Source organism: Agarivorans sp. MS3-6, from assembly GCF_054112545.1.
Genome location: NZ_CM134202.1, coordinates 1,478,666 through 1,498,485, shown reverse-complemented (window position 1 = coordinate 1,498,485; position 19,820 = coordinate 1,478,666). Strand labels below are relative to the sequence as shown.

Below are 19,820 nucleotides of genomic sequence, written 5' to 3'. Positions count from 1 at the left end.
GCTATTTTAACTCAGCGTGATTATAAGCGAAAAGCAAAACAGTAAAGTGAATTCTATGCATGATTAGGCTCGCAAACTATGATTAGCTTCTGCCGGTTAGCTAATCGTTAATAATTGTTTATTAGTTATTACCAATAATTTGCAAAATTACAGTCAATAATAAGTCTGTTTGATGTAAAATCGGCCATCGATTTTATTTTTCTGGCACTCATGGATGACACGGCCGCTTTCTCTTCGATATATATTATTTGTTATTTGCATGTCTGCAGCGCTATTGCCCACTTTAATGGTGAGCTTTTGGGTGCAACATCAGGTGCAACAAAGTGAAACATCTATGGTGCAAGAAAAGCATCTCTTAATTGCTCGTAACTTGAGTATCACTTTGTCACGTTATGCCCTTGATACGGCGGCAGTATTTAGCAGTGCTAATCAACAAATCTTACAGCAAGGCCTTCACCAGGAACTTTACCCTTTGCTTCGAAGCGTGAATATGTACGCGTTATTGGAGTGGCAGCTAGGCCGCGGGCAACGTTTTTTCTACAACGATCAAAAAATTAGCTTGTTCACCTCTGTGCCTGCTCAGTTGCAAGTAGCGATGGGCCTAGCTCGCGCTAGCAAAGGCGAGGTGGTTTTTAGTGGAGTGGTGTCTGAGGGAGTAACATCCCCTTCGATTTTTATGGTTATTTATCAGGGGCATGAGCGCTTTTTGATGGCGGCTTTAAAAACCGATTATTTTGTACAACTGCAAACTGAAATCCGTTTTGGTGAGTTGGGGCACATGGCAATGTTTGACCAATACGGCAGAGTGCTTGCTCATCCCAACACGCAGTGGTGGCAACGGGCTAAAGACATCTCTAGTCTTGAACCGGTATTGGCCGTAAAACAGCACGCTTTTGGAGTGACAAGCTTTTATTCTCCCGCTTTGCAACAAGATATGATTGCTGGTTTTGCTAGAGTTGAGAATACCGGTTGGGGGGTAATGGTGCCTCAACCTATTGCTGAACTGCACTCTAACTCCCTACAACTTAAGCAATATACTTTTTGGGTATCCATGTTATGTGTATTTTTTGTCGGGGTGATAACATGGTATTTGTCGTGTGTCATTGTGCGGCCTATTCGCCAAGTTGTAGATACAGCTCAAGGGATAAGCTTAGGAGAGATGGGTAAGTTTGTTAATGCCAAGCGTTGGTTTATCCCGGTTGAAATTGCGGCGTTGATAGCCAAGTTTAATGCCATGGCTGGTGAGGTATATACTAGTCGGACACTGCTTGAGCAGCGCGTCAAGCAACGCACCGCGGCACTTAGTAAGGAAGTTGCCGTCCGCAAAAAAGCCGAAGAGCAAGTCTGGCAGCAAGCCAATTTTGATCCGCTTACGGGGCTGCCAAATCGTCGTATGTTAAACCGCATATTAAGTGATGCTTTAGCGACGCGTCATGACGAAGAGGTCGTTGGATTAATGCTACTGGATTTAGACCAGTTTAAGGGGATTAACGATACACTTGGCCATGATATGGGCGATATGCTGTTACAAATTGCCGCTCAACGTATTCAGCATTGTATTGCACACGATGAGCATGTCGCCAGATTGGGTGGCGATGAATTCATTATCTTGCTTAAAGAGAACAGCGACTTCAATAGAACAGCTGAAGTGGGAGATGCAGTACTTAAAACTCTCAGCACCCCTTTTCAATTAGGCATTGAGCGGGTCTATATATCAACCAGCATTGGGGTCGCGTTTTCGCCTCAAGATGGTACTAAGATCGAAGACTTACTTAAGCATGCCGACCAAGCGATGTACGTTGCTAAGCAGCAGGGGCGTAATCGACTGAGTTATTTCACTGCGTCTTTACAAGAACAAGCTCAAAATAGGCATTCCTTAGCCAATGATTTGCGTCAAGCGGTTAAAAAGCAGCAATTACACCTTCACTATCAACCTATTGTGGACTTGCTTACTGGTGAACTATTAAAAGCTGAGGTATTGGTCCGTTGGAAACACCCTGTTCGTGGGTGGATTAGCCCCAGTGATTTTATTCACGTTGCCGAAGAAACAGGGGTAGTGGTTGAGATTGGTAACTGGGTGTTTAGTTCGGCAGTTGCGCAGCTAAAACAATGGAAAGAACAAGGCTTACCTACTATTCAACTCAGTATTAATACTTCTCCCAAGCAGTATTATGAAGCTGAGTGTGATGTAAATCAGTGGCTAATAGAGCTAGAACAAGCGGGTTTATCTAGCGCCGATGTAGTAATGGAAATTACCGAAGGTTTATTGATGGACGCTAGCCCAATAGTGAACAATAAATTGTTAGCGTTTAGTGAAGCAGGGGTTGAAATAGCTTTAGATGATTTTGGTACTGGATATTCTTCTTTAGCGTATCTGCAAAAGTTTGATATTGATTACTTGAAGATCGATAGAATGTTTATTCACAACCTGGTCTTGGATGGTGATGACCTTATTGTATGTAAAGCGATTATTGTGATGGCGCATAAGTTGGGTATCAAGGTGATTGCTGAGGGAATCGAAACCGAACATCAGCGCAGTCTACTACGCGATGCAGGTTGTGATTTTGGTCAGGGTTTTTGGTTTTCAAAACCTTTGGCGGTAAACGACTTTGAGCAGATATTGAAAAATGAGCCTAAGGCTTTACCGCATAATGGTGTTGATAGTTAATTCGATAGCTTGAGTTTGTTATACTGTGAATCAATCTATTTCCCTGATGTGGCTGTAATAAATAATGCTGGAAATTTCCAATAGTGTAACCCTTGCTGAGTGGGAAATAGAATTAAGCGCTATTAGAGCCCAAGGGGCCGGCGGCCAGAACGTCAATAAAGTGTCCAGTGCGGTTCATTTGCGTTTTGATATCAAACGTTCCAGTTTGCCTGCTTTTTATAAGGAACGTTTGCTTAAGCTTAATGATCAACGGATTAGTAAAGACGGTGTCATTATACTTAAAGCGCAGAGCCATCGAACCCAAGAACGTAACAAAGAAGATGCCTTATTGCGTTTAAAAGAGCTGATAGTGAGCGCCGTGGTGGTGCAGAAAACTCGCCGTCCAACCAAAGCAACTTATGGGTCGCAACGACGTCGCATGGATAAGAAGACTCAGCGAGGCCAAACCAAACAACTACGCGGAAAGATTAATCAGTAGGATTCATTCCCATCAGCACGCTGTTTAGTTGTTAACGGGATGACCTATTAGGCTTTTCTGTGTAACGTTAACGCCAGTCTTTATAGCGAGCAATCTGCAGTGCAGATGGCTACCCGATGGTTGAGATCGCACTGTGTGTGGGGAACTAAGCGGGGCGCTGTGCGCCGTGTAAGGCGGCCCATTATTTGTTCTAAACAAGGAGTTGTTATGCTTCCGGTGTTTCGCAGTTCTCAGTTTCTTCAGCAACATGTTTTATCTCTTTGCGAGTTCTATCAACAGCATGCGGTTGATCCACAAGGTGGTTATTTTCAGGCTTTATTGCCCAATGGTGATGCGCAGCATCACTCCGTTAAACAATTAGTTAGCTCTACCCGCTTAGCGTATATATTTGCTCATGTGGGCTTACGTGAACAAAACACAGCCTTTCTTGATTTAGCCGAGCATGGTTTCAGCTATGTGGAGAGTCAACATTATGACCCCGAGCGGAATGCTTACAATTGGGTGATAGATGACAACAGCCCCATTGAGCAGACAAATTACTGTTATGGTTTAGCCTTTGTAGTGTTGATGTATTCGGCGGCAGTAAAAATGGGGCGAGTGGGTGCGAGGCAGCAGCTAGCAATGACTTATGAGCTCATGGAGCAACGCTTTTGGCAGGCTGAGTGGGGCTTATATGCTGATGAGGCGAGTGCCGATTGGCAAAGCCTCAATGACTATCGCGGACAGAACGCCAACATGCACGCCTGTGAAGCAATGATCGCTGCCTACGAAGCCACTCAAGAGTCTCGCTATTTAAATCGGGCGATTACTATTGCTCAAAATATCTGTTTACGGCAAAGCTTCACTACTGATGGTTTGATCTGGGAGCATTACGATACAGATTGGCGAGTAGATTGGGAGTTCAACCGAAATGATCCCAAAAATCTATATCGCCCCTGGGGTTTTCAACCTGGTCATCAGACCGAATGGAGTAAATTACTGGTGATGTTATCTCGACATCATAATGCAGATTGGTTGCTTCCTTGTGCTGAAAAGCTATTTAAATATGCGGTTGAAAAAGCTTGGGATCATCAACATGGAGGGCTTTATTATGGTTTGGCTCCAGACGGAACGGTATGTGATGACGATAAGTATTTTTGGGTTCAAGCTGAATCGTTTGCTGCAGCGGCATTATTAGCCACTGCCACGGGCAAGCAAGAGTATTGGAGTGCCTACGACAGTATATGGAAGTATAGCTGGCAACAATTTTGTGGTGCTAAGCACCAACCTTGGTGGCGAGTCTTGAATCGAGAAGGGGAGGTGATCGATCCCTTGGTCGCCAGTCCTGGCGCTAAAATTGACTATCACACCATGGGCGCTTGCTTAGAGGTGTTGCGAGCAATGCAAACCTAACCTGCGGCTCCAGCAGACACTTAAGGCCCTGCTATGTTGCGGGCCTTTTAAAATTAATCCTATTTGCTCTCCTATACTTGAACCTACATTGTCCTATACCTTCAGTTTATTTTGGGTATTCAACTTAGGAATTGATACTTGGAAACCTATTATAGCCTCTGTTACTTATCTGCCTTAGCGCTGTTGATTGCCTATGTGAATAGTCAAGTTGGCTCATTGCAATCAACGATTACCATTACAGCCGCATCAATGGTGCTGTCGTTGCTGGTGATATTGTTGGGTAAAACGGGTCTATTAGCAGACTATCCGCAGTTACTTGAACCGATACATAGCATCAACTTTCAAAATGTATTGTTGCACGGCATGTTAGGCTTTTTGCTGTTTGCGGGTGGCTTAGGCATTAACCTAAAACACTTAGCCGCCCAAGGGGCCGAAATCGCCGTACTGGCCCTATTCTCTACAGTGTTATCGAGCTTTCTGGTTGCCGGGTTACTGTGGCTAGTATTACCCTGGATAGGGCTGCCCTTAGACTTCATTTACTGTTTGTTGTTTGGTGCGTTAATTTCGCCTACTGACCCTATCGCGGTATTAGCCATTGTAAAAAAAATGCAGGCTCCACAACAAATATCGATTCAAGTTGAAGGCGAATCACTATTTAATGATGGCTTTGGTTTGGTGATGTTTGTCTCAGTATTTGGCATCGCTTTTACTCATCAAGAGCTTAGTGGTTCAGCAGTGGCTTGGCTGTTCTTTCAGGACGCAGGGGGCGGTGTTATTTATGGACTTGCACTAGGGTTATTGGCCAATTATTTGATTAAATATACCGATGATGACTCACTAGAGTTACTGATTAGTTTAGCGATACCCACCGCCGGGTTTGTATTTGCAGAGCATATTAGCGTTTCGGGTCCGCTCGCGATGGTAGTTGCCGGCATATATATTGGTAATATTACTCGTGGAAAATATTTTACCGAAGCCAGTAAGCATAGTTTTGACCACCTATGGCATGTGCTGGAAGAGTTTCTAAATAACCTGCTGTTTTTATTAATTGGTTTAGTGCTAATTAGTTTCACATTTCATATTGAAGATGGCTGGTTGGCATTGATAGCGATCCCCTTAGTGTTGCTGAGCCGTTTGCTAAGTGTGGGCTTGCCTTATCTGGGATTTGTTCTGGTAAAATCCTACAATCCAATGTCTGTGCCTATTCTTACTTGGGGAGGATTACGTGGTGGCTTGGCGTTAGCTATGGCTTTGTCGGTGCCCGCTGGAGTGATGGTTCTTCCTGGTAAAAATATCGATGTACGCGAAATCATTGTAGTTATGACCTATGCGGTGGTCGTGTTTTCAATCTTGGTGCAAGGCTCCACCATCGTGCCCTTAATCAATAAAGCTAAACAATATGAGTAAGCATCGGCCAATCAATGGTTTAAGTGTTTGAGGTCGTGTAGGTCATTGGTTGATGCCACCTAAATAGCGCTGTTTAGTTTTCTCGACAAAACCTTCGTCGTGTAAGTGTTGAATGGTAAGAGCGAGAGCTTGCACTAATTCGGCGTCTGCTTTTTTAGATGCCGCTAAAAACAACGAATTAGACTCAACTGCATTACCGATAATCAAAGATTTTTTGGGGAATTGCTGATTCCAATACCAAATAGATTCGGGAGTACCATTGAACCAAGCATCAATTCTTCCTAGTTGGAGCATTTGTGCGGCAGCTGGCCCTATTTTTATTTCTACAATCTGACTTTTGGAAAAGCCTTTGCTACGTAGAATATTCGCTTGTGCAGAGCCTTGACCCACTCCTATTTTGGTTAACTGAGCATGGGCTTGTGGGTAGCTGTTAATGGCTAAATGGGTAGTTGCAAAACTACGTTCTAAGTCCATGATATAGGCAATCCAGGTAAAACTGGCCTCGCGACTTGGCAATAAGGCCAAGGGCATAATGAAGGTATTATCGCCTTGGCTGACGATTCGCTGGGCGCGCTTCCAAGGGAGTTCTTCAAGCTTCACTTGGTGCCCGAGGCGCTGAAATGCTTCAATGACAACATCACCCACGATTCCTGCTTTTTCAATGTTTAGCATGGTTAAAGGCGGAGCATTGATACTGTAAACAGTATACGTGTTGGCGTTGCTAAAAAAGCTAATTAACCCCATTAAAAGCAAACCCAACGTCGATTTTGTTAGCATTAGCTCGAGTCTCTGCTGCGTTATTTAACACTTAGTAAAAATAGCCTAGGCTTATAAAAACAGCGAGTTAAAATCAATATTTCGCTATTGCCTGCTCGCCATATAAAACAAGGGTTTAAATGTGAGTTAGTAAGATTAAGGTTTTGGGGTCAATATAAAGCGTTTATCACTACTAACAACGAAACCATGGCGTAAGTAATTTTTACCTAATATCATGCTGTAGCTGAAGTTTTCGCGGTTTTGCAAATTAACCTTTACTGTTTCTGTTACCTCACCTAGCTTAACGGTCATTAAGACGACGGGGCGCGAATTAGCCTTTTCGCCAACTCGTGCTTTAATCACCATCTCATCGACCACTTCACGCGTGAATTGCTGCTTTAATCCTTCTGCGTTACTGTAGGTGAATGTCACCATGGTGTTACCGTCTTGCTCGAAATATTGAAGGTTTTCGGCATGCATCGAGCTGACATCCGCACCAGTATCTAGTTTTACTGAAATGGCTAAATCTTCAACCTTAGCTTGTTCTACATAGCCAGCTTTTATGATATTCCGTTTGCTTAAAATGTGGCTAGTGCGGGTATTGATGAGTATTGAACCGGTAACAAATTTTTCGCCAATAGCTAGCATTTCAGGATCATCACTAGAAGCCTGCTCTAAGGCTATTTCAGTTTGGTGGTATTCTCCCGCATATTTAATCATCGGGCTGATCACTGGGCGGGTTACCTCGCCCACCACTATGTTTCGTTCAATGGCTTGCTCAAATAAGTAAACTTTACCTTGGCTATCTGTCGCCGAAAATGCGGCCAAAGTCTGTTTACTACTGCTTCTTTCAAGTGTTTTTAACGTTTTTACCCGCAGTAAAGAAGTGTTAACGGAAAAAGAAGGTTCAGCCGGTAGTTCCACATCATTGATTAATAGTGTTTCTTCAGGGGTTATCATTAACGGCGCTTGTTTCACCACATCCATGGCTGATTTTAAAGGCTGGTCTGTTAAGTACTCGGCGCTTAAATCAATAAGGAAATATTGGTTTAAGGCTTCTTTGCCTAAGCGTAATTGAGTACTACGCTGAGAACGATCTCGTAATACCACCTCTAGGTGTTTCAGTTCTTGGCCAAAACTAATAGATATATTCACTAATGGGTGATGGTGTTCGCCAATTTTAAGCATGCGTAGTAGCGGTAAGCTATACATTTTGGTTTTTTGATTCTTACCTTCAGCTTCAAAGCTCACATGTTGCTTTTTATCATCTATTTTAATATTGCTCGCATGTAGGCTAGTTCGGCGATTTTTTAAGGACACGCTCACCGCCAATGGCAATTCATCTAAATAGGCTGTTTCTTTAGTGCCAATTATTCTGGCTAAGGGTTCTTGCTGTAAGTAATCGTAACTGGAATCTACCCACGCTTGCTCGCGTAGAAAGGTTTTACCGATCAAAATAGGATAAGAAAAGGCGCTACGGTCGGTCAGGTTAACAGCTGTGTTTACCGTTATGTCACCAGCAGACAATGCTAGTTCTACCACTGGGCGGTAAAGGATGCCGTGATCCCCTCGACCTTGAATACCACTTAATCGCGCTAAAGGTCGTTCAAGCGGGATAAGCTCTCCAGTACGGGGGTGAACTAAGTCAAACTTTACGGTGGCTTTGATGTTCCGCTCGGGAGTGTCGAAACTGCTTAACCACCATTCGCTTGCTGGGTCGCCAAAAGTGTTGGCTATCGCTTCTAGTAACTCTTCACCTTGCAACTGGGAAAACGTTGGATGTTCGCTGTGAATGCTAATGTTAATGGCATGAATTGATGTGGTGTCTGCTCCGGTATCGATTTTAGCGGGCACGCCAACACCTTGTAGTTGTTCTACGCCTGAATAATAAATATTTTCAATTCGGCCCATGACTAATTTACTGTCTAAGTGGTAATAGGCACCGTTTACATAGAAGGGGCTTTGCTGAAGAGATGTTGCCAAAACAGGAGTTTGGATTGCCAACAGTGAAAATAGTATACACACAGAGCGAGAAATAAAATTCATCTTTAACCTTCAATTTAGACACGTACACATTTGTTATAGCACTAAAATGTTGGCTATATCGAGCCAAGCGATTAATAAAGTTAACTATTAGCGAAAGAATAGCGCTTGATAAGAAGTGTAACCTTAATACTTTTAACAATCTGCTGATTTTGTCTCTGTCATAGATGGCTTATCGCCCTTGCTTACAGGCCAGTAATGTTGAACTTAGTTTTCAAAAAGATAGATATACTCTCAGTTAAACTGAGACTTAGGTAATGTCGTTACACCTGTTTAGTCACAATATGATGATTCTCTTAACTGTTTTAAATATTGCCGATTGATCCAGCAAATTAAGCATTGGTATAGTCGGACTAATGGATAGTTTTTTAGCTAGATATGTTAGTGCTCAAGCGAGATGTATGGGAGAGCTATACTTCTGCTGTGCTTGTATTGGGCGAGTAGTAAATAGACCATGGAATGATCGGTCTTTGGGACAAATACGATGGATGTTGAACAATTAGATACATTGGCCTGTCAGTTTATTCAGCAAGGAGCCAGCTTAGAAGACCAGGCTTTTGCTGAGTACATAAAAGAACAAACTGGCGAGATTGTGCCAGCAGAGCAGCTCAATCAAGTTATTTGCAGTACTCAACAGCGCTTGGCAAAAATGTATGGGCAGCAACATGCTATTGCTGAATTACCAAATGGTTTTGCTGAGTCTCTCAACCAATGGTTCGTGCAATTAAATCAATCCACTGAAGCTAGAGTGGAACGTTTAACCAAAGAGAAACAAGAACTATGGGAAGAGGGGCGTTTGTCGCTGATCCACGATCATCAACATGCTCTTGCCGAGTCAGAGGCGCGTCACCATGCGCTGCAAACGGAGTTAGTCGAACTTCAACAGCAATTGGATACCTCAACAGCTAACAATAGTGAACAACTCAAGCGCTTAGATGAATCTAATCAACACTCAGTAGAGTTGCTGAATCAGCTTGAAACTGTTCGTATAGACCTTGAGCAAGCAAATGTAAATTCACAACAGCAACACCTTCAGCAGCAACAAATTGAAGCCGCTAATGCAGAGCTAATACAACAATTACAAGTTGCAGAGCAGGAGCTAGCTCAATATAAAGAGAGTGATGCGCTTGCAACGACAAGGCAATCTGAAACAGAACTTGCTTTACGCAAGCAGCTTGGTGAAATGAGTGAAGCCTTAGATCAAGAATTAGCCCATACTAAGCAGTTGACCGAAGAACACTGTGATATTAGTGGCCGAGTGACCGAACTGGTTAAAGCTAATCAGTTTTTAGAGCAAGAAAATAAGCAATTACAAGAGGGAGACTCTGGTTTAACTCTCGAGCTAGCAGAGCTTAAGCAGAAAAATCAAGAGTTAGACCAGCAAGTGAAGCAAGCTAATGCCAATAACCAGCAATTGCATGAAAAATCAGAGCAGTTAAGCAAGTTAAATCAACAGTTGAGTGTGAGTTCTGAGCAGCAAACCCTAGAGGCAAGTCAGCAAACAGAAGAGTTAAGCCTACAATACCAGCAGTTGAAGCAAGAGAATACCCAACAAAAAGAGCAGCTTGAACAATTTGAGCAACAGCTTACCCAGTTAAATACTGAGTTGGAAAATTCAGTCATTGACCAAGCGGATAAAGACGCAATATTGGACCGAGAGGCAGCACTAAGGGAGCAAGTAAGTACTTTAGAGCAACGATGCCTTAGTGATGCACAGAGCATTGAAGCCTTATATCAACAGCAGCAAGAACTAACCGACAACATTGCCGATTTAACCGGGAATAATCAGGCCTTAGAAACCTTAAATAACGGTGTTGAAGCCCAATTAGAACAAGTGCTACCAGAATTAGAGCAATACCAACAACGAGAAATTCAATTAGAAAGTAGGATTGAAAAAATCGAGTCTAATTACTTAGAGGCAACCGCTGAATTGACTCAGGCTCGTAGCCAGTTAGCCGCAGCAAACTCGCAATTACAATTGAATCATAGCTTGTCTGATGTTGACGGAAGATTATTAGATAAAGAACACCAAATTAATCAAATACAACAGCAACTAAAATCTTTAGAAATAAGCTTACGTAAAGAGCAAGATGGGCATATTTTGACTAAATTGGCGCTAAGTAAGCTTGACGAAGAGTTTCTTGATAGCAAGATCGATAATGGTTCATTGAAAGCTAGCCTTGATGAGCTCTCAGATAAGCTTAAGGCAAGTGAAACCTTTAATCGTCAGTTACAAAGACAAGTCAATGAAGCCAACCAGGATATTAGTAGTTTAAGCTTCGCAAATACCAAGCTGAGTAATCAATTGAGCAATGTCGAGTCACTAAAAGATAAAGATTTAGCGTAGTGCTGATTGCCCAGTAAAACTGCAGTGACGCTCTCTTTGTTGAGAGCGTTTTTTGGGACTGCAGTACCAGCCATCATCGACCTTTCTTTGTTCTTATTAGTTTCCAGATTCGCTTTGTGGCGGATTATCTCTCTAATAAAATACCTGTTTTATTAATAGTGTTACCTAGCTTAAGCAATCAGAGTGTTTCGCTTATTGGTGGAGCGAGTATCTGCAAATATGTTATTCGGACTCTCAACTTGCAGCAAGCATGGAATACTCAGGGGAGTAATGAGAGGAAGTGCCTTAGCTCTTAAGCGTAGAGGAGGGTTTTGAGAATGGGTGAAACAATAAAAAAGCCCATAATCATTGATTATAGGCTTTTAGCTACTCATGCAAAAATGGTTTAAAGGCCAGCTTCACTTTTTAATAGCTCGGCTTTATCTGTTTGCTCCCAAGGAAACTCTTCGCGACCGAAGTGACCATAGGCAGCAGTTGCTTGGTAGATTGGGCGCTCTAAATCTAACATCTTCAGAATACCGTACGGGCGTAAATCGAAGTGTTTGCGTACCAATGCAATCAGTTTTTCTTCGCTGAGTTTACCCGTGCCAAAGGTTTCGATACTGATAGATGTTGGCTCGGCTACGCCAATAGCGTAAGACACTTGAATCTCACAACGTTCAGCTAAACCGGCTGCTACTATGTTTTTGGCAACGTAGCGTCCCGCGTATGCAGCACTGCGATCGACTTTTGATGGATCTTTACCAGAGAAGGCTCCGCCGCCATGACGAGCCATGCCGCCGTAGGTGTCTACGATAATTTTACGACCGGTTAAACCACAGTCACCCATTGGCCCACCAATAACAAAACGACCGGTAGGATTAATGTGGAACTGAGTACTTTTATTTAGCCATTGCTCAGGCAGCACCGGCTTGATGATTTCTTCCATGACTGCTTCACGTAAATCAGCGGTTGAAATACTGTCACAGTGTTGAGTCGATAATACCACTGCGTCTACACCGGTAATAATGCCGTTTTCGTAAGCGAAGGTAACTTGTGACTTAGCATCCGGGCGTAACCAATCTAAAGTACCATTTTTACGTACTTCGGCTTGGCGTTTAACCAATAAGTGAGAGTAAGTAATAGGCGCTGGCATTAATACATCGGTTTCGTTGGTTGCGTAACCGAACATTAAACCTTGGTCGCCTGCACCTTGTTCCTCTGGGCGAGAGCGGTCTACGCCTTGGTTAATGTCGGGGCTTTGCTTACCCACAACATTAAGCACTGCACAAGAGTCGGCATCAAAACCCATATCAGAATGGGTGTAACCAATTTCACGAACTGTTGAGCGAGTGATTTCTTCAATATCAACCCAAGCAGAAGTGGTGATTTCACCGCCAACCATAACCATGCCGGTTTTTACGTAGGTTTCACAGGCTACACGTGCCTTAGAGTCTTGCTTTAAAATTGCATCAAGTACTGCATCAGAAATTTGATCAGCAATTTTGTCTGGATGCCCTTCAGAAACTGATTCTGAAGTAAATAAATGAGTAGCCATGCTTAAATCTCGTAAAATGAATTTTATACGTATGGATGTTTTACCATCTGGACGTCTATTCTAATTTAGGCAAACTACTTTTACTAGGTCTTATTAATGAAAATAATTCACCTTCAGTAATTAGTTGTGTTGATGACTCGCTGGCTCAAGGGTTTTATTTTCTTCTTTGGCGATAACAGGGCTATTAATCAAACGTATTTGAGCATTAAGGAGCTGTTGTTCGATCAGGCTTGGAGAGCGAAAAATGTACTTCGCAATGGCGCTAGCGCAAAGGCATGCCACCATGGCTGGCAGCACTATTTCCAGCTGCATAGTTTGTTCGCTTATTAGTAAAAAAGCTGCCCAAGGGGTTCGAAAAACAGCCCCAAACATCGCCCCCATACCGACAATGACTAACATCAAATTAGGGGAGTTAGGGATCACTTCCCCAACGATACTGCCTACTATACCCCCTATAACCAGCATGGGACCAAGGCTTCCACCGGGTAAGGCAAAAGCGAGTGCGACGGTGGTTAGAACGATTCGAGCGAGCAACCACAAAGATTGCTGCTCAAGATCTAACTCCCAATAGAGTAGGCCATTAGGAGTAATTGGGTCTAAACCTAACCATTGCGGGTTTAGCATGCCGGCAAACGCTGTAACCGTGGCGGCTATCGTTATGGCATAGCTACGTTTGAGTTTAGGCATTGAACGAATCGCGTGTACTAGTAAGGTGGCAAATAAACCACATAACAGCCCTAGCAAGGCAAATAGCGGCAATGATTCAAATGCTAATTGCTGTGGTGGAAGCGCTATACTCAATACGCTTCCGCCGTGTAACTGGGATATTGCGCTGGCGGTATATGCGACCAGGGCAATCGTCATAATTGACCGCCAGTTAAAGCGCCGCATGATTAACTCATAAGCGATAACGGTGCCTGCTAATGGTGCACTAAATAACGCGGCGACAGCTGCTGCGGTGCCACACGCTACGCTTAATCTTACTTGTCCAGGGGTTAGACGGGCTGCATGTGAAAGATTACTCGCTACAACAGCGGTCAGATAACAAGCGGGTCCAACAACACCAACGGCATACCCTCCCCAAGTGAGTATTAAACCGACGGCAAATTGATAAAGCAAATTCCCCCAAAAGAGCCTTCCTTCATCAAAATGATAAGCTTTTACCACAAAAATTAAGCCGACTTGTTTGTAGGGGCTGAGTATCGCTTCAAACACTAAAATGCTCACAGCCGCCACAATGGGGAACATAAAGGGACTGATTTGTATGTTGAGTAGGTGATTGATATCGAGGTGAGCAAGGTCACTAAATAATAAGGTCAGCGCGCTAGAGAAGAGTCCAATCAATAGGTAGACAAATAAACTACGACTACGGAAAGAAAAATCTAAGGTCATTTATTTGCTTTCCTTTATTAATACCTATCCTGTATCAGTACTTTATCATGAACAAAGCAATAAAAAATATGCGCTAAAATTGGCACTAACAACAATTTTTATAATAAATAGACAGATTCTTTTTAGATAAATATTGAGTAAGCTCGTTGACTTTGTGACAATACGCGCCTCTCGATACCCTAAAGCCTAAAATTTCAGGAGCAATTCATGTCTTCTCGTCGTCAATACGCCAACGCGATCCGTGCTTTAAGCATGGATGCAGTTCAGCAAGCTAACTCTGGTCACCCCGGTGCCCCAATGGGTATGGCGGATATCGCTGAAGTACTATGGCGTGACTTTTTGAAACACAACCCTACTGATCCAACTTGGGCTGACCGCGACCGCTTTATTTTGTCGAATGGTCACGGTTCAATGTTGTTGTACTCCTTGTTGCATCTTTCAGGGTATCAGTTACCAATTGAAGAATTGAAAAATTTCCGCCAGCTGCATTCTAAAACGCCTGGTCACCCAGAATATGGTTATGCCCCTGGTGTAGAAACCACTACAGGCCCATTAGGTCAAGGTGTCACTAATGCAGTGGGTATGGCTTTAGCTGAGAAAATCTTGGCTGCGCAGTTTAACCGTGAAGGTTTCCCTGTTGTTGATCACTACACCTACACTTTCTTAGGTGATGGCTGTTTGATGGAAGGTATTTCTCACGAAGCCTGTTCATTAGCGGGTACGCAAGGTTTAGGCAAGTTGATCGCATTTTGGGATGACAATGGCATTTCAATCGACGGTGACGTTGAAGGTTGGTTTACCGACGACACTCCTAAGCGCTTTGAGTCTTACGGGTGGCACGTGATTGCTGGCGTAGATGGCCATGATAGTGACGCAATTAGTGCCGCGATTAAAGAAGCGCAAGCTGAAACGAGCAAGCCAACGATGATCTGCTGTAAAACAGTGATTGGTTTTGGTTCGCCAAATAAATCTGGTAGCCATGATTGTCATGGTGCTCCTTTAGGTGCCGAAGAAATTGCAGCTGCTCGCGAGTTCTTAAACTGGCCTTATGCTGCTTTTGAAATTCCACAGGATGTATACCAAGCCTGGGAAGCAAAAACAGCCGGCGAAAAAGCACAATCAGCATGGAACCAACTATTCGCTGGTTACGAAGCTGCTCACCCAGAACTAGCGGCTGAATTTAAACGTCGTGTTACTGGTCAGATGCCAAGTGATTGGAAAGAGTTCGCTGATAACTACATCGCTGACTTACAAGCCAACCAAGCTAAAATTGCCACACGTCAATCATCGCAAAAAACCTTAGAAGCATTTGGCCCTAAATTACCAGAGTTGCTAGGTGGTAGTGCTGACTTGGCTCCATCTAACCTTACAATGTGGTCTGGTTCTGAAGCTGTAACAGCAGCCGATGCGTCTGGCAACTACATGCACTACGGTGTACGTGAGTTCGGTATGTCGGCCATCATGAATGGCATTACTTTACACGGTGGCCTAAAACCTTACGGCGCAACATTCCTAATGTTCATGGAGTACGCACGTAATGCGTTACGCATGGCTGCGTTAATGAAGCAACCGGCGATTTTTGTTTACACTCATGATTCAATTGGTCTGGGTGAAGATGGCCCGACTCACCAAGCGGTAGAGCAAACAGCGAGTTTACGTTTAACGCCTAACATGAGCACTTGGCGCCCCTGTGATTCAGTAGAGTCGGCAGTAGCGTGGCGTCATGCGGTAGAAAGTACCGACAGCCCAACGTCGCTTATCTTCTCTCGTCAAGGTTTGGCTCCTCAGCCTCGTGATGCGCAGCAGCTTGCTGATGTAGCCCGCGGTGGTTACGTATTAAAAGATAACGAAGGCACGCCAGAGCTTATTTTAATAGCGACGGGGTCAGAGGTAGAGCTAGCGGTAGCTGCCTATGAAGAGCTCACTGCGGCAGGTAAAGCGGTACGTGTAGTATCAATGCCTGCTACCGACGTATTTGATGCGCAATCAGCAGAGTACCGTGAATCGGTATTACCGATTTCAGTACGCAAGCGTATTGCAGTAGAAGCCGGTATTGCTGACTTCTGGTACAAGTATGTTGGTTTTGATGGCAAAGTACTTGGGATGACCACCTTTGGCGAATCAGCACCTGCTGGTGAGCTATTTAAGCTATTTGGTTTCACTAAAGAAAACTTGGTGAACATGGCTAACGAACTGCTGTAAGCATTATTGCTTGGTCGTTCAGTAAAAATAGAACCCTCTGCTAAGAGGGTTCTTTGTTTCAGCGTTACATAAAAGGCGAATATTATGCCTAACCCCCCCATAAGGGTCGCGATTAACGGCTTTGGTCGAATTGGTCGTAGTGTGCTTCGAGCTTTATTTGAGTCGCATCGCCAACATAAAATCAATATTGTCGCAATTAATGAACTAGCGAGCCCAGAAGCAATGGCGCATTTGCTTAAGTATGATTCCACCCACGGCACATTTGCTGCGGATGTTTTACTGCAAAATGACACCCTATTTGTAGAAGGCCAATCAATACAATTATTCAACCAAAGCGATCCTACAGCGCTGCCTTGGCAGGATTTAGGTATAGATATTGTGATGGAATGTACAGGGCGTTTTAGTTCAGTTGCCGATGCGCAAATGCATATTGACGCTGGCGCTAAGAAAGTTTTGTTTTCCCACCCTGCGGATCCTTGCGTAGACCACACAGTAGTCTATGGTGTAAATGAGCATCTGCTCACAGCGCAAGATACAGTTGTCTCAAATGGCTCATGTACCACCAACTGTATTGTGCCGGTGATTCAGGTCTTAGATGAAGCCTTTGGGGTCGAATGTGGTACTATTACTACAATTCACTCTGCTATGAATGACCAGCAAGTGATTGATGCCTACCACCCGGACCTACGCAGAACGCGTGCCGCTGGGCAATCAATTATTCCAGTTGATACTAAGCTGGCTAAAGGCGTAGAGCGGATCCTGCCAAAATTTGCAGGGAAGTTTGAGGCAATTGCTGTAAGGGTGCCAACGCAGAACGTTACTGCGATGGACTTAAGTGTAACATTGTGTAAAAAAGTTACAGTTTCTGATATAAATCAAGCCATACAGGCAGCACTTTGCGGTAAATTAAGCGGCATCTTGGGTTATACCGAAGAACCTTTGGTGTCTATCGATTTTAATCACGATAGTCATTCAAGCATTATTGATGGTTCTCAAACACGGGTTAGTGGCGAACATTTGGTTAAAGTGTTGGCTTGGTGTGACAACGAATGGGGCTTTGCCAATCGTATGTTAGACACCGCAGAATTAATGAGTAACACGGAATTGTAGGTTTAGCCACGCAGGCTAAACTGTAAGTTTAATTTGAAACTATAGAGGACTGATAATGTCAATTATCAAAATGACCGACCTAGATCTAGCCGGTAAACGCATATTTATCCGCGCTGATCTAAATGTTCCAGTAAAAAACGGTAAAGTAACTTCAGATGCGCGTATTTTGGCATCTCTACCGACTATCAAATTGTGTCTTGAAGCTGGCGCAAAAGTAATGGTTACTTCTCACCTTGGTCGTCCAACTGAAGGCGAATATAACGAAGAGTTTTCTCTTGCGCCTGTAGTTAACTACTTAAACGACGCGCTAGATTGTGACGTTAAACTAGCTAAAGATTACCTTGATGGCTTAGAGCTAAACACCGGTGAGTTAGTCGTTCTTGAAAATGTTCGCTTTAACAAAGGCGAAAAGAAGAACGAAGAAGCACTATCTAAGCAGTATGCTGCTCTTTGTGACATCTTTGTCATGGATGCATTTGGTACGGCTCACCGTGCTCAAGCGTCTACTCATGGCGTAGGAACATATGCACCTGTAGCTTGTGCTGGTCCTCTTCTTGCTGCAGAGCTAGAAGCATTAGGTAAAGCGATGGACAATCCTGCTCGCCCATTGGTTGCTATCGTTGGTGGCTCTAAAGTTTCTACCAAGTTAACAGTATTAGAGTCTCTATCTAAAATTGCTGATCAACTGGTTGTTGGTGGTGGTATCGCTAACACCTTTATCGCAGCAGAAGGTCATAACGTAGGTAAATCTTTATACGAAGCAGACCTCGTTGATACCGCTAAAAAATTGATGAAAGAGTGTGCAATTCCAGTGGCTACTGATGTTGCATGTGCTAAAGCATTCGATGAGAACGCTGAAGCTGAAATTAAGCACGTTTCAGAAGTTCAAGACGATGACATGATCTTCGACTTAGGCCCAGATTCAACGGCAGCACTTGCGGAAATCATCGGTAACGCTAAAACTATTCTATGGAATGGCCCTGTAGGCGTATTTGAGTTCAAGAACTTTGAAGCGGGTACCGCAGGTATTTCTAAAGCTATTGCTGACTCTGCTGGTTTCTCTGTAGCGGGTGGCGGCGATACTCTAGCGGCTATCGACAAGTTCGGTATCAAGGCTGACGTTTCTTACATCTCTACTGGCGGTGGTGCATTCCTTGAGTTCGTTGAAGGTAAAGTACTTCCAGCAGTGGCAATGTTAGAAGAACGCGCAAAAGCATAAGTTTTCTTTAGCGGGATTATTTCATTCCGCTTTTTCGTTTGCTGCATGCCGAGAATATCTTTGTTAGAATATGCGGCCTGTGAGCAAACGTAAGTAAGAATTTAAACTTAATAAGTTTTATTTTTAAAAATAGGATTATATCCATGTCTAAGATCTTCGATGCAGTAAAACCTGGTGTTATCTCTGGCGACGATTTGCAAAAAGTTTTTGCTATCGCTAAAGAAAACAAGTTCGCACTTCCAGCGGTTAACGTAGTTAACACTGACACCATCAACGGTGTTTTAGAAGCAGCAGCAAAAGCTAAAGCGCCTGTTGTTGTTCAATTCTCAAACGGCGGTGCTGGTTTCTTCACTGGTAAAGGCGTTAAATTAGAAGGCCAAGGCGCTGCGATTCAAGGTGCTGTAGCTGGTGCTAAGTACGTTCACGCTGTTGCTGAATCTTACGGTGTTCCTGTGATTCTTCACACTGACCACGCCGCTAAGAAATTGCTTCCTTGGATTGACGGTCTACTAGACGCGGGTGAAGAGTTCTTCGCTCAAACTGGTAAGCCTTTGTTCTCTTCTCACATGATTGACCTTTCTGAAGAGTCTTTAGAAGAAAACATCCAAATCTGTGGTGAGTACCTTGCTCGCATGGCTAAAATGAACATGACCCTTGAAATTGAATTGGGTTGTACTGGTGGTGAAGAAGACGGCGTAGACAACTCTGATATGGACGCGTCTGAGCTTTACACTTCTCCAGAAGACGTAGCTTACGCATACGAGAAACTAACGGCTATTAGCCCTCGTTTCACTATTGCTGCTTCGTTCGGTAACGTACACGGTGTTTACCAAGCGGGTAACGTAGTACTTACTCCTACTATTCTTCGTGATTCACAAGCTTACTGTGCAGAGAAATTTGGTATCGCTCCAAATGCACTTAACTTTGTATTCCACGGTGGTTCTGGTTCTTCTCAAGCTGAAATTCAAGAGTCAATCGGCTACGGTGTTATCAAAATGAACATCGATACTGATACTCAATGGGCTAGCTGGGACGGCGTACGTGCATACTACGTTGAAAACGAAGCTTACCTACAAGGCCAAATCGGCAACCCTAAAGGTGATGATCAGCCTAACAAAAAATTCTACGACCCACGCGTTTGGTTACGTAAAGGTCAAGAAAGCATGGTTGCTCGCTTAGAGCAGGCATTTGCTGACCTAAATGCAGTAGACGTACTGTAATTTAGTCGCAATACTGTGCTAAATAAGGCTCGCTTCGGCGAGCCTTATT

Annotated in this window: 13 protein-coding genes; 9 read left to right on the top strand and 4 right to left on the bottom strand. The window is 43.7% G+C overall.

The features are described 5' to 3' along the window. Positions 1 to 259: 259 nt before the first annotated feature. From ACVFI8_RS06710 to ACVFI8_RS06695, 4 genes are all read left to right on the top strand, one after another. Positions 260 to 2,668 (top strand): EAL domain-containing protein, encoded by a 2,409-nt coding sequence (locus ACVFI8_RS06710; protein WP_248714221.1) that lies wholly within the window; start codon positions 260 to 262, stop codon positions 2,666 to 2,668. Between the two features lie 64 nt (positions 2,669 to 2,732). Beyond that, on the top strand, positions 2,733 to 3,146 hold the full coding sequence (gene arfB, locus ACVFI8_RS06705; protein ID WP_248714222.1) for an alternative ribosome rescue aminoacyl-tRNA hydrolase ArfB: 414 nt from the start codon (positions 2,733 to 2,735) through the stop codon (positions 3,144 to 3,146). 207 nt (positions 3,147 to 3,353) lie between these two features. Next, entirely contained in the window at positions 3,354 to 4,538 is a 1,185-nt protein-coding gene (locus ACVFI8_RS06700) for an AGE family epimerase/isomerase (RefSeq protein ID WP_457873421.1), read from the top strand. 138 nt (positions 4,539 to 4,676) lie between these two features. Further along, entirely contained in the window at positions 4,677 to 5,945 is a 1,269-nt protein-coding gene (locus tag ACVFI8_RS06695; protein ID WP_457873420.1) for a cation:proton antiporter, read from the top strand. Positions 5,946 to 5,987: 42 nt separating this feature from the next. Here the strand turns inward: ACVFI8_RS06695 and ACVFI8_RS06690 are convergent, their stop codons facing one another. Continuing rightward, positions 5,988 to 6,689, bottom strand: a complete 702-nt coding sequence (locus tag ACVFI8_RS06690; protein WP_248714225.1) for a substrate-binding periplasmic protein — start codon at positions 6,687 to 6,689, stop codon at positions 5,988 to 5,990. Between the two features lie 168 nt (positions 6,690 to 6,857). Beyond that, positions 6,858 to 8,747, bottom strand: coding sequence for a putative ATP-dependent zinc protease (locus tag ACVFI8_RS06685; RefSeq protein ID WP_457873419.1), 1,890 nt, complete (start codon positions 8,745 to 8,747; stop codon positions 6,858 to 6,860). A 481-nt stretch (positions 8,748 to 9,228) separates the two neighbouring features. On the opposite strand from ACVFI8_RS06685, the gene ACVFI8_RS06680 reads away from it, so the two are divergent. Then, positions 9,229 to 11,091 (top strand): hypothetical protein, encoded by a 1,863-nt coding sequence (locus tag ACVFI8_RS06680; protein WP_457873418.1) that lies wholly within the window; start codon positions 9,229 to 9,231, stop codon positions 11,089 to 11,091. Positions 11,092 to 11,476: 385 nt separating this feature from the next. Here the strand turns inward: ACVFI8_RS06680 and metK are convergent, their stop codons facing one another. Then, positions 11,477 to 12,628: a methionine adenosyltransferase gene (gene metK / locus ACVFI8_RS06675; RefSeq protein ID WP_457873417.1), complete on the bottom strand. Its 1,152-nt coding sequence runs from the start codon at positions 12,626 to 12,628 to the stop codon at positions 11,477 to 11,479. A gap of 120 nt (positions 12,629 to 12,748) precedes the next feature. Next, entirely contained in the window at positions 12,749 to 14,020 is a 1,272-nt protein-coding gene (locus ACVFI8_RS06670) for a chloride channel protein (RefSeq protein ID WP_248714229.1), read from the bottom strand. 207 nt (positions 14,021 to 14,227) lie between these two features. On the opposite strand from ACVFI8_RS06670, the gene tkt reads away from it, so the two are divergent. The 4 genes from tkt (at position 14,228) to fbaA (ending at position 19,771) form a co-directional block, all read left to right on the top strand. Beyond that, on the top strand, positions 14,228 to 16,222 hold the full coding sequence (gene tkt, locus ACVFI8_RS06665; protein ID WP_457873416.1) for a transketolase: 1,995 nt from the start codon (positions 14,228 to 14,230) through the stop codon (positions 16,220 to 16,222). Positions 16,223 to 16,306: 84 nt separating this feature from the next. Beyond that, positions 16,307 to 17,332: an erythrose-4-phosphate dehydrogenase gene (gene epd / locus ACVFI8_RS06660; RefSeq protein WP_248714231.1), complete on the top strand. Its 1,026-nt coding sequence runs from the start codon at positions 16,307 to 16,309 to the stop codon at positions 17,330 to 17,332. A gap of 55 nt (positions 17,333 to 17,387) precedes the next feature. Beyond that, positions 17,388 to 18,551, top strand: a complete 1,164-nt coding sequence (locus ACVFI8_RS06655) for a phosphoglycerate kinase (protein ID WP_248714232.1) — start codon at positions 17,388 to 17,390, stop codon at positions 18,549 to 18,551. A 143-nt stretch (positions 18,552 to 18,694) separates the two neighbouring features. Then, a complete protein-coding gene (gene fbaA / locus ACVFI8_RS06650) occupies positions 18,695 to 19,771 on the top strand; it encodes a class II fructose-bisphosphate aldolase (RefSeq protein WP_248714233.1) in 1,077 nt (358 codons plus the stop codon). Positions 19,772 to 19,820: the final 49 nt, after the last annotated feature.

Coding starts and splice junctions, on each gene's coding strand:
- ACVFI8_RS06680 (WP_457873418.1), top strand. CDS start 9,229: ATGGATGTTGAACAATTAGATACATTGGCCTGTCAGTTTATTCAGCAA.
- ACVFI8_RS06655 (WP_248714232.1), top strand. CDS start 17,388: ATGTCAATTATCAAAATGACCGACCTAGATCTAGCCGGTAAACGCATA.
- ACVFI8_RS06710 (WP_248714221.1), top strand. CDS start 260: ATGTCTGCAGCGCTATTGCCCACTTTAATGGTGAGCTTTTGGGTGCAA.
- epd (WP_248714231.1), top strand. CDS start 16,307: ATGCCTAACCCCCCCATAAGGGTCGCGATTAACGGCTTTGGTCGAATT.
- tkt (WP_457873416.1), top strand. CDS start 14,228: ATGTCTTCTCGTCGTCAATACGCCAACGCGATCCGTGCTTTAAGCATG.
- ACVFI8_RS06700 (WP_457873421.1), top strand. CDS start 3,354: ATGCTTCCGGTGTTTCGCAGTTCTCAGTTTCTTCAGCAACATGTTTTA.
- arfB (WP_248714222.1), top strand. CDS start 2,733: ATGCTGGAAATTTCCAATAGTGTAACCCTTGCTGAGTGGGAAATAGAA.
- fbaA (WP_248714233.1), top strand. CDS start 18,695: ATGTCTAAGATCTTCGATGCAGTAAAACCTGGTGTTATCTCTGGCGAC.
- metK (WP_457873417.1), bottom strand. CDS start 12,628: ATGGCTACTCATTTATTTACTTCAGAATCAGTTTCTGAAGGGCATCCA.
- ACVFI8_RS06690 (WP_248714225.1), bottom strand. CDS start 6,689: ATGGGGTTAATTAGCTTTTTTAGCAACGCCAACACGTATACTGTTTAC.
- ACVFI8_RS06670 (WP_248714229.1), bottom strand. CDS start 14,020: ATGACCTTAGATTTTTCTTTCCGTAGTCGTAGTTTATTTGTCTACCTA.
- ACVFI8_RS06685 (WP_457873419.1), bottom strand. CDS start 8,747: ATGAATTTTATTTCTCGCTCTGTGTGTATACTATTTTCACTGTTGGCA.